Origin of the sequence: Kitasatospora sp. NPDC057518, assembly GCF_042802075.1 — a bacterium.
Taxonomy (GTDB): Bacteria; Actinomycetota; Actinomycetes; order Streptomycetales; family Streptomycetaceae; genus Kitasatospora.
Genome location: NZ_JBHVEU010000392.1, coordinates 1 through 8,431 on the forward strand (window position 1 = coordinate 1; position 8,431 = coordinate 8,431).

Here is an 8,431-nt window from a genome sequence, read left to right on the forward strand (position 1 = left end):
GGCGGTCGGAGGGCGCTCGGGGGTGCTCTTCCCCCGGGGCGCTCCTTTTCGGGGGTGCTTACTCGACGACCAGCTCGACCGGGATGTTGCCCCGGGTGGCACGGGAGTACGGGCACACCTGGTGCGCCTGCTTGACCAGCAGCTCGCCGGTCTCGCCCGCGAGGGACTCGGGCAGCTCGACGCGCAGCACGACGGCGAGGGCGAAGCCGGCCTCGTCCTTGCCGATGGACACCTCGGCGGTCACCGAGACCTCGCTGGTGTCCACCCGGGCCTGGCGGCCGACCAGGCCGAGGGCGCTGGCGAAGCAGGCGGCGTAGCCGGCGGCGAAGAGCTGCTCCGGGTTGGTGCCCTGGCCGCTGCCACCGAGCGCGGGCGGCATGGCCAGCGCGAGGTCCAGCTGTCCGTCGGAGCTGACGGCGCGGCCCTCCCGGCCGTTGGCGGTGGCGGCTGCGGTGTAGAGCGCGTCCATGGTGGCTTCCCCTTCGGGTCCTGGGTGTTCCTGCGGTCGGTTGTCCGGCCGGTTGCCGGCCCGGTGTGCTGGGCGGCGGCCGCTCGGTCGGTGCGGTGGTGCGGTGGTGCGGTGGTGCGGTGGTGCGGTGGTGCGGTGGTGCGGTGGTGCGGTGGTGCGGTGGTGCGTTGCGACAAGTAGAGCACGCAATTCAATTGTGCACAACTAAATGGCGCGATGGTGATCGGTACCATGGGTTCATGACGACTCACCCCGGCATGGCGGACGAGGAGCTGCTCCGCCTCGACCAGCAGATCTGCTTCTCGCTCAACGCGGCCTCCCGCGCCTTCGGCGGCGTGTACCGGGTGCTGCTGCGGGACCTCGGGCTGACCTATCCGCAGTACCTGGTCATGCTGGTGCTGTGGGAGGAGGGCGAGCTGCCCGTCAAGCGGATCGGCGAGCGGCTGCGGCTGGACTCCGGGACGCTCTCCCCGCTGCTCAAGCGCCTGGAGGCGGCCGGGCTGGTGCGCCGCGAGCGGAGCCCGGAGGACGAGCGGTCGGTCACCGTCCGCCTGACTCCCGAGGGGTCGGCGCTGCGCGAGCGGGCCGGGCAGGTTCCGCGTCGGCTGCTCGCGGCGACCGGGTTGCCGGTCGAGGACCTGGTCGCACTGCGCGGGCTGCTGGAGCGGGTGACCGCCACGCTGGATGCGGCGGAGGTGGAGCCGGCGCCGTAGGGGGTTTGGCTCCTAAGCGGTGGGGGGCGCTTTGCGGGGTGGGGTCCGCAGTGGTGCGGGGATGGCGCGGGTGGCGCCGTGGGGCTTGTCAAGCGACGCCCTCGTGCACTGTGATCTGGGTCACGTTGCGAGTCTTCCGGCTGGGTGCGCGCGGGCGAAGCGGCAGGTCAGCCGCACTGTTCAAAAGTGAACGGAAACGTTCGGCAATTGTCTGCCCGATCCGGTCAACATCGCGGACCTCCCGGACGGTTACACCACGAGCCCCAAGGGGCCGTCGGCGTGCCACCAGGCGGGCCGGCCAGCCGACCACGAAAGGGGGGTCGCGTGAGCACTCCCGGGCCGGGCGAGGAGCGGGGTCTGCGAGCCGACCCGCTCGGCGACCTGCCGAACGACTTCGAGGCCTTCTTCACCCGCGAGAACTCCGGCTACCTCCGCTACGCCCAGCAGCGCCTGCGGCACCGTGAGGACGCCCAGGACGCCGTGCAGAACGCGGGCACCACGCTCTACAAGAACTGGCGCCGGGCCCTGGCCAGCCCCGATCCGCAGGCCTTCGCCTTCAAGATCGTCAAGGACGCGGTGGTGGACGTCATGCGCGAGCGCCGTCGCACCGAACGCAAGCGGTTGCGGGTGATCGCCCAGCGCCGCCCCGACACCAGCCAGGACGAGCTGAACGAACTCGCCGAGCTGGACGCCCTGGACTGGGCGATGGAGGAACTCGCGCGGGCCGCACCCGTCCAGGCCGACGTGGTCCGGCTGCGCCAGGCGGGGCTGTCGTACCACGACATCGGACGGTCCCTCGGCATCGCGCACACCACCGCCCGCACCTACTACAGCCTCGGGCGGCGTCACCTGGAGTACCTCCTGGAGCACCAGGACGACGGCGGGGCGCAGACATGAGGGTCGTGGACCTGCTGCGCGCGCACGCCGTCGAGCTGGAGCGGGAGTTCGACGACCACGATCCGGTGGACTTCACCCGCCGACTGGCCGAGCGGCTCGCCGCCGCCCGGCGGACCGCCCCGGCCGTGCGCGAGCGCCCCGCCCGGCCGCCCGCGGGGGCCCGGCCACCGCACGCTCCGCTTTCGGGGCCGAGCCCGGGAGCGGCAGCGGGGGCGGGTTCAGGGCTCGGCGCGGGAGCGGGTGCCGGAGCCGGTCCCGGCCTGCGGTCGGGCTCCGGTTCGGGGGCGGGGTCCGGCCCAGGCTCGGGGTCCGGCCCGGGGTCGGTGCCGGGGCAGTCCCGGTGGGCCGGGGGCCGGGCGGAGCTACGGCGCGATTTGCGGCACCTGTGCGCGGGGGTGGCGGGCGCGGTCGAGCCGGGGGAGCTGGCCCTGGACCTCGAACTCGCCGAGAAGACCGCCTTCCGGACCCTCGGCTGCCTGCTGTACGGCATGGGCCGTGCGGCGGACGGCGTCTTCTGGTGGCGGATAGCCGCCCAGTACGGGGACCAGCTGGCCGTGCACTGCCTGGCCGTGCACTACACCGCCGAGGGCGAACGGTGCGACGCGGCCCGCTGGGCCGCCCAGGCCCAGGACCTCAGCGCCCCGGGCCGGCTGCCGGAGCTGGCGCCCGACGTCCGGCCGGGCGGGGCGGCGGAGCTGGCGCGGGTGCTGGCGGAGCGCTACGACGGTGAGATCCTGCTGACGGTACGGGAGGCGGTGGCGGCGCGGCCGACGGCCGACCCCGGGCGGTTGGGGGTCCGGGCCGTGCGGGGGCGGGGGGTGGTACGGATCCGGTGACGGAGACGGGGTGGGTAGGGAAGCGGGCTGGCCCGAGGGGTGGGCCGGTCGGGGTCGGGTAGGTGGGGGCTTACGTGAGCCCGGAGACGGCGTCGCCCAGGTACTCGGCGCCGAGCAGCAGCGGGACGGTGATCATGATCGCCGCGCTGTGCGTGGCCGTCCAGGCGCGCCACTCGCCGAGGGTGCGTCGTGCCTGGACGCTTCCCCGGAGGTGTGCCGCGAGCGGCAGCAGGGTGCCCAGCGAACCGAGCAGCACCATCAGGGCGGCGGCCACCGCCTTCTCCCCGCCGCCGGTCGGCGCGGCGGCGATGGAGGCGGCGCCGCCGACGGCCGGGACCAGGGTCTTCGGGTGGGCGATGACCAGGACCACGGCGAGACCGGCGGACCGGGCGGCGGTCAGCCGGTCGATCGAGAGCAGCCAGGCCGGTGGCGCGGTCACCCGGCCGGGTCGCGGTCGTTCGCGCCACTGCCGGGCGGCCAGCAGGACGAGTACGGTGCCGAGGGCGAGCTTCAGCCAGGACGACCAGGTCGGTGTGGTGCGGGCGGGGTTCAACGAGGTGCCCGCGGTTACGACGGCGGCCGACACCGCGGCGAGGCCGAGCAGCCAGCCAGCCGTGAAGGCGACCCCGTTGGCCCGGCCGCGCGGTGAGGCGAGGACCAGCAGGACGGCGATCAGCGGCAGTGGGCTGAGCGCGACCGCCACTGCGGAGGCCAGCATCGGGCCGATCGCTTCACCCATCCCCGGACCTGCCTTCCCGTCGCCGGGCGCCGTCCGCCATTCAGCTCCCGTCGGGCGGGCGGCGCACGGGTGGGGCGGCCGCCCCCCCCCCCCGGGCCCCCCCCCCCCGGGGCGGCCCCCCCCCCCCCCCCCCGCCCCCCCCCCCCCGGGGGGGGGCGCCCCCCCCCCGCCCGCCCCCGGGGGGGGGCCGCCCCACGGCCGGTGCCGCCGTTCGGGTGAGGGCGGGGCCGAGCGCGGACGGGGAGCGGTGCCGGGGTGCCGGGGCGCCGGGAGGCGGGGGCGGGGGTGGGCGGAGCGGAGGCGCCGGGAGAGCGGCCGAGGGCCGCCGCACCGCTGGGGTGCGACGGCCCTCCGCGGGCGTGAGGTGCGTCAGTCGGTGCCGGACTCGAGCGCCGCGTGGTCGAGCGCGTTCGGGTCCTCCTCGTCACCGTTGCCGGCGGCGATGGGAGCCGCGCCGCCCGGGGCGAGCTCGCCGATCAGGCCGCTCCACGGCGCCAGCTGGCCGTGCACCGCGTACTGCTCCAGCTTGCTGCGCGAGTCGGCGATGTCGAGGTTGCGCATGGTCAGCTGGCCGATGCGGTCGTCGGGGACGAACGCGGCGTCGACGCTGCGCTCCATCGACAGCTTCTCGGGGTGGTAGCTGAAGTTGGGGCCCTGGGTGTCGATGACCGAGTAGTCCTGGCCGCGCCGCAGCCGCAGGGTGACGCTGCCGGTGACCGGGTGGCCGATCCACCGCTGGATGCTGTCCCGGAGCATCAGCGACTGCGGGTCGAACCAGCGGCCCTCGTACAGCAGCCGGCCGAGCCGCCGTCCCTGGGTGTGGTACGTGGCGATGGTGTCCTCGTTGTGGATGGCGTTGAGCAGCCGCTCGTAGGCGATGTGCAGCAGCGCCATGCCGGGGGCCTCGTAGATGCCGCGGCTCTTGGCCTCGATGATGCGGTTCTCGATCTGGTCCGACATGCCCAGACCGTGCCGGCCACCGATGGTGTTGGCCTCGTGGACCAGGTCGACGGCGCTGGCGAACTCCTGGCCGTTGATCCGGACCGGGCGGCCGAACTCGAACTCGACGGTGACGTCCTCGGTCTGGATCTCGACCGCCGGGTCCCAGAAGGCCACGCCCATGATCGGGCTGACGATCTCCAGGGAGGCGTCCAGGTACTCCAGCCGCTTGGCCTCGTGGGTGGCGCCCCAGATGTTGGCGTCGGTGGAGTAGGCCTTCTCGGCGGAGTCCCGGTACGGCAGGTCCCGCTCGGCGAGCCACTCGGACATCTCCTTGCGGCCGCCGAGCTGGTCGACGAACGCCTGGTCCAGCCACGGCTTGTAGATCCGCAGGTTGGGGTTGGCGAGCAGGCCGTAGCGGTAGAACCGCTCGATGTCGTTGCCCTTGTAGGTGGAGCCGTCGCCCCAGATGGAGACGCCGTCCTCCTGCATGGCGCGCACCAGCAGCGTGCCGGTCACGGCGCGGCCGAGCGGGGTGGTGTTGAAGTACGTCTGCCCGGCGGAGCGGATGTGGAAGGCGCCGCAGGCGAGGGCGGCCAGGCCCTCCTCGACCAGCGCGGCCCGGCAGTCCACCAGCCGGGCCTGCTCGGCGCCGTACGCGCGGCCCCGGGCCGGGACGTCGGCGAGGTTCGGCTCGTCGTACTGGCCGATGTCGGCCGTGTAGGCGTAGGGGAAGGCACCGTGTTCGCGCATCCACGCTACGGCGACGGAGGTGTCCAACCCACCGGAGAATGCGATGCCGATCCGTTCACCGACCGGCAGCTTGCTCAAGACCTTCGACATGGATGCACCCTTGACCCGCGTGAGCGGGCCCCTGATCTAGCGATGTGTGACGGAATTCGGCGTAATCGATCCGATGCCCGAACTCTGGCATAGATTTGCAGAGTAATGCAAGAGCATACGGAGCCCCGGGTGGCGACGAAGGTTCTCCCGGCTGCTGCGAGTCGACCGGCCCGTTGGTCAACTTGCTTGACTGGATGGGTGGTTGGGGTGGATCAGGAGGCCGTGGCGGGCGCTCGGGTGCGCATCCAGACGGTGCGGGAGGCGAGGGCGCCCAGCCCGAGGGCGACGAGGTGGCCGGCGTCGGCCAGCTGCTGGTCCAGCGCCCAGGCGCCGGCGAGGGCCAGGGCGAGCGCCGGCAGGCCGTAACGGCGCAGCGGGCGCGGGCCGAGCGCGAGGAGGCAGGCGCCGGTGGCGACCAGGCCGTAGCTGATGCCCACGTCCCGGGCGCGGGAGAGTGCGCCCGGGATGCGGGCGGTCAGCATCACCCACATGGCGCCCTCGGTGAGCAGCGTGGCGCCCAGGTGCCCGAAGACGAAGACCGCACCGGCCCGGGCCGGACCCCAGCGCCACTCGGCCAGGCCCAGGACGGCGGCGACCGCCGCGATCCCCGCCCAGGCCGGAACCCCGTCGACCACCAGGCCGCTGGTGAACAGGGTCCACCACTTGCCCACTTCCATGTGATGGACGTTGCTGCTGTTGTGCCGGACGAACCGGGCCCGCTCGGCATGGCCCTGGCTCGCCAACCAGGAGGCCGTCACCGTCAGCAGCAGGACGTACGCCGAGGTGAGGCGCAGGCGGACGGCGGCTCTCAGCGCCGGGTGCCGGGGAGCGGCGGTGCTGGTCGGTGTCCTCGTCGCGAGGCGATCGCTCATCGTGCCTGGTGCCCTTGTTCGGCGGTTCCCGGTACCGGCCCCGCCCGGTGCGTGGAGGGGAGGCCGCGACCGGGACGGTCCGAGCGCCAGCGTACGCGAGCGCCGTGGAGGCCGTCGGGGCCGGCGGCGGGGCGTGTGAGGCGGGCGGATTCCCGCGGGCTGCACAGGGACGGCGGGTGGCGGGTGGCGGCGAGGTCGGGCGGGGGCGAGGGTGAGGGGGAGGAGTGTCGAGGAGGCGCCGATGGCCGGCAGCACAGCCAGGGGCGCCAAGGCGCACCGGCGGCCATGGTGGGCGCGTGCCGTCCACGCGGTGTGGGCCTATGTCCGGCGCGCGCCGGGTACCTACACCTGGCTGGCGGTCCTGCTCGTCACCACGCAGGTGATCCGGCACGTCGATCCGGCGACCGCGGACCGCATCCTGGAGCGGCGTTCGACCAACCTCCACCATCTCCAGGTGTCGCCGGTGCGCGTCCTGGTCACCAGCGCCCTGTGGATCGCGGGCGGCGGCTGGCCGTTCTACTTCCTGCTGTACAACCTCTTCCATGTGCCCGCCGAACGATGGCTCGGCACGTTGCGCTGGATCTCGGTGGCGGCGCTCGCGCACGTCGGCGCCACCTACCTCAGCGAGGGCGTGCTCGGCTGGGCGATCCACCGGGGGCTGGCCTCGCCGAGGGCCCTCTACACCCTGGACTACGGCGTCAGTTACGCGCTGGCCGGCGTGGTCGCGGTCCTCACCTACCTGATCGTGCGTCCCTGGCGGTACCTGTACGCGGTGGGAGTGCTGGTGGTCTACGGGCTGGGCGTCCAGCAGAGCCGGGACTACACGAGCATCGGCCACTTCAGCGCGGCGCTGATCGGGTTCGCCTGCTACCCGCTGACCCGGGACCGCCCGGGCTCCTTCGACCCGGTCGCCTCGGTCCGTGCGGTCTGTCGGCGGGTGCGCGGGCGGTCGGGTCGTCCGACGCCGCCGGCGCGTTCGTCGGTGTGACGGGTATGACGGGTGTGGCGGGTGACCGGTGCCGGGGCGGCTGGTCAGGTTCCGCGCCGTTCGGGGCCGGTCGGCCCCAGGTAGGCGCTGAGCGGCCTCTCCTGGGCCAGTACCGCGCCGGCCGTGATGGCGAAGGTGACGGCGATGCAGAAGGCGATCAGCCAGGACAGCACCATCAGCACCAGGCCCAGCGAGCCGTACTGGGCCAGTGAGCGGTTCAGTGCGATCGGCATGTAGATCCGGGCGGTCAGCGACATCGCGGTGGACGCGATGGCGGTGAGCAGCGCTCCCGGCACCAGGGACAACCAACGGATCCGTGCGCTCAACAGCAGACGGGCGGTCCACCACCAGACCAGGAAAGAGGCCGTGAAGGTCAGTGGCAGGCCCAGCCAGAGCCCGGCGCCGAAGCCGTTCCGCAGCACGCCCTGGAACAGCAGCACGACCACCCAGCAGGCGATCCACAGCAGCCACCGCCAGGCCGCGACCCTGGTGCCGGACTTCGGCAGCTGCCAGGCGTGTTCGCAGACCCGGGCGACCGCCCGACTGCAGCTCGTGCCGGACAGCAGTGCCATCAGCAGGCCGATGATCCCCGTGGTCTGCCGCAGGTCGCCGGGGCTGTACAGCGCCTGGCGCAGTTGCTCGGCGGAGGCGCCGGAGATGCCGAACAGCGAGCGTAGTGAGGAGTTCATCTGGTTCCGCACGCCCTCGGGGGCGAAGGCGGCCACGGCGAACAGGAGGGGGATGGAGGTCAGGAACAGCTGGGAGGCCATCCGGGTGGCGGAGTCCAGTAGGCCGGGGGAGAACAGGCGGGCGGTCAGCTCGGTGATCACCGGGAAGCGCCGCTCGGCCTCACTCCGTGCCCGCACGACCCGCATGCGGGCCAGGAGCAGCTGTTCCTTCCGGCGGCCGCGGGTGCCCCTCGGCAATCTCATCCCTCGGTCCTCCCGCATCCGGGCGGCGGTCCGCACCAGTCAAGGCGAGGCGGTGGCGGGCCGCCACCGGAGCGAGGCGTCCGGAGCGGCCGCGACCCGGGGGCGGCCGCTCCATCGGCGTGGCCGTTCTTCGTGTTCGGGCGGGTCCAGCCAAGGATGGCCGCCCGACACCTGCCGCTGCTGCCCGGCCTGTTCCGTACGAG

The 8,431-nt window shown here is 73.5% G+C and carries 9 protein-coding genes; 4 read left to right on the forward strand and 5 right to left on the reverse strand.

Translation table 11 applies throughout. From position 1 onward, the window contains the following. Positions 1–58: 58 nt before the first annotated feature. Positions 59–469, reverse strand: a complete 411-nt coding sequence (locus ACFU7Z_RS30690) for an organic hydroperoxide resistance protein (RefSeq protein WP_049658109.1) — start codon at positions 467–469, stop codon at positions 59–61. 239 nt (positions 470–708) lie between these two features. On the opposite strand from ACFU7Z_RS30690, the gene ACFU7Z_RS30695 reads away from it, so the two are divergent. From ACFU7Z_RS30695 to ACFU7Z_RS30705, 3 genes are all read left to right on the forward strand, one after another. Next, entirely contained in the window at positions 709–1,182 is a 474-nt protein-coding gene (locus ACFU7Z_RS30695) for a MarR family winged helix-turn-helix transcriptional regulator (protein ID WP_049658111.1), read from the forward strand. 324 nt (positions 1,183–1,506) lie between these two features. Then, positions 1,507–2,079, forward strand: a complete 573-nt coding sequence (locus ACFU7Z_RS30700) for an RNA polymerase sigma factor (RefSeq protein WP_049658113.1) — start codon at positions 1,507–1,509, stop codon at positions 2,077–2,079. Positions 2,080–2,453: 374 nt separating this feature from the next. After that, positions 2,454–2,915 (forward strand): hypothetical protein, encoded by a 462-nt coding sequence (locus tag ACFU7Z_RS30705; RefSeq protein WP_380781092.1) that lies wholly within the window; start codon positions 2,454–2,456, stop codon positions 2,913–2,915. Between the two features lie 70 nt (positions 2,916–2,985). Here ACFU7Z_RS30705 and ACFU7Z_RS30710 read toward each other — a convergent pair whose 3' ends face one another. The 3 genes from ACFU7Z_RS30710 to ACFU7Z_RS30720 form a co-directional block, all read right to left on the reverse strand. Continuing rightward, positions 2,986–3,654, reverse strand: a complete 669-nt coding sequence (locus ACFU7Z_RS30710) for a GAP family protein (protein WP_074004840.1) — start codon at positions 3,652–3,654, stop codon at positions 2,986–2,988. A 369-nt stretch (positions 3,655–4,023) separates the two neighbouring features. After that, entirely contained in the window at positions 4,024–5,436 is a 1,413-nt protein-coding gene (gene argG / locus ACFU7Z_RS30715; RefSeq protein WP_049652841.1) for an argininosuccinate synthase, read from the reverse strand. 212 nt (positions 5,437–5,648) lie between these two features. Next, entirely contained in the window at positions 5,649–6,308 is a 660-nt protein-coding gene (locus ACFU7Z_RS30720; protein ID WP_380781095.1) for a rhomboid-like protein, read from the reverse strand. Between the two features lie 241 nt (positions 6,309–6,549). Here ACFU7Z_RS30720 and ACFU7Z_RS30725 point away from each other — a divergent pair, with 241 nt between their 5' ends. Next, positions 6,550–7,296, forward strand: a complete 747-nt coding sequence (locus ACFU7Z_RS30725; RefSeq protein ID WP_380781097.1) for a rhomboid-like protein — start codon at positions 6,550–6,552, stop codon at positions 7,294–7,296. Between the two features lie 44 nt (positions 7,297–7,340). Here ACFU7Z_RS30725 and ACFU7Z_RS30730 read toward each other — a convergent pair whose 3' ends face one another. Continuing rightward, positions 7,341–8,228, reverse strand: a complete 888-nt coding sequence (locus ACFU7Z_RS30730; RefSeq protein ID WP_079272594.1) for a YhjD/YihY/BrkB family envelope integrity protein — start codon at positions 8,226–8,228, stop codon at positions 7,341–7,343. Positions 8,229–8,431: the final 203 nt, after the last annotated feature.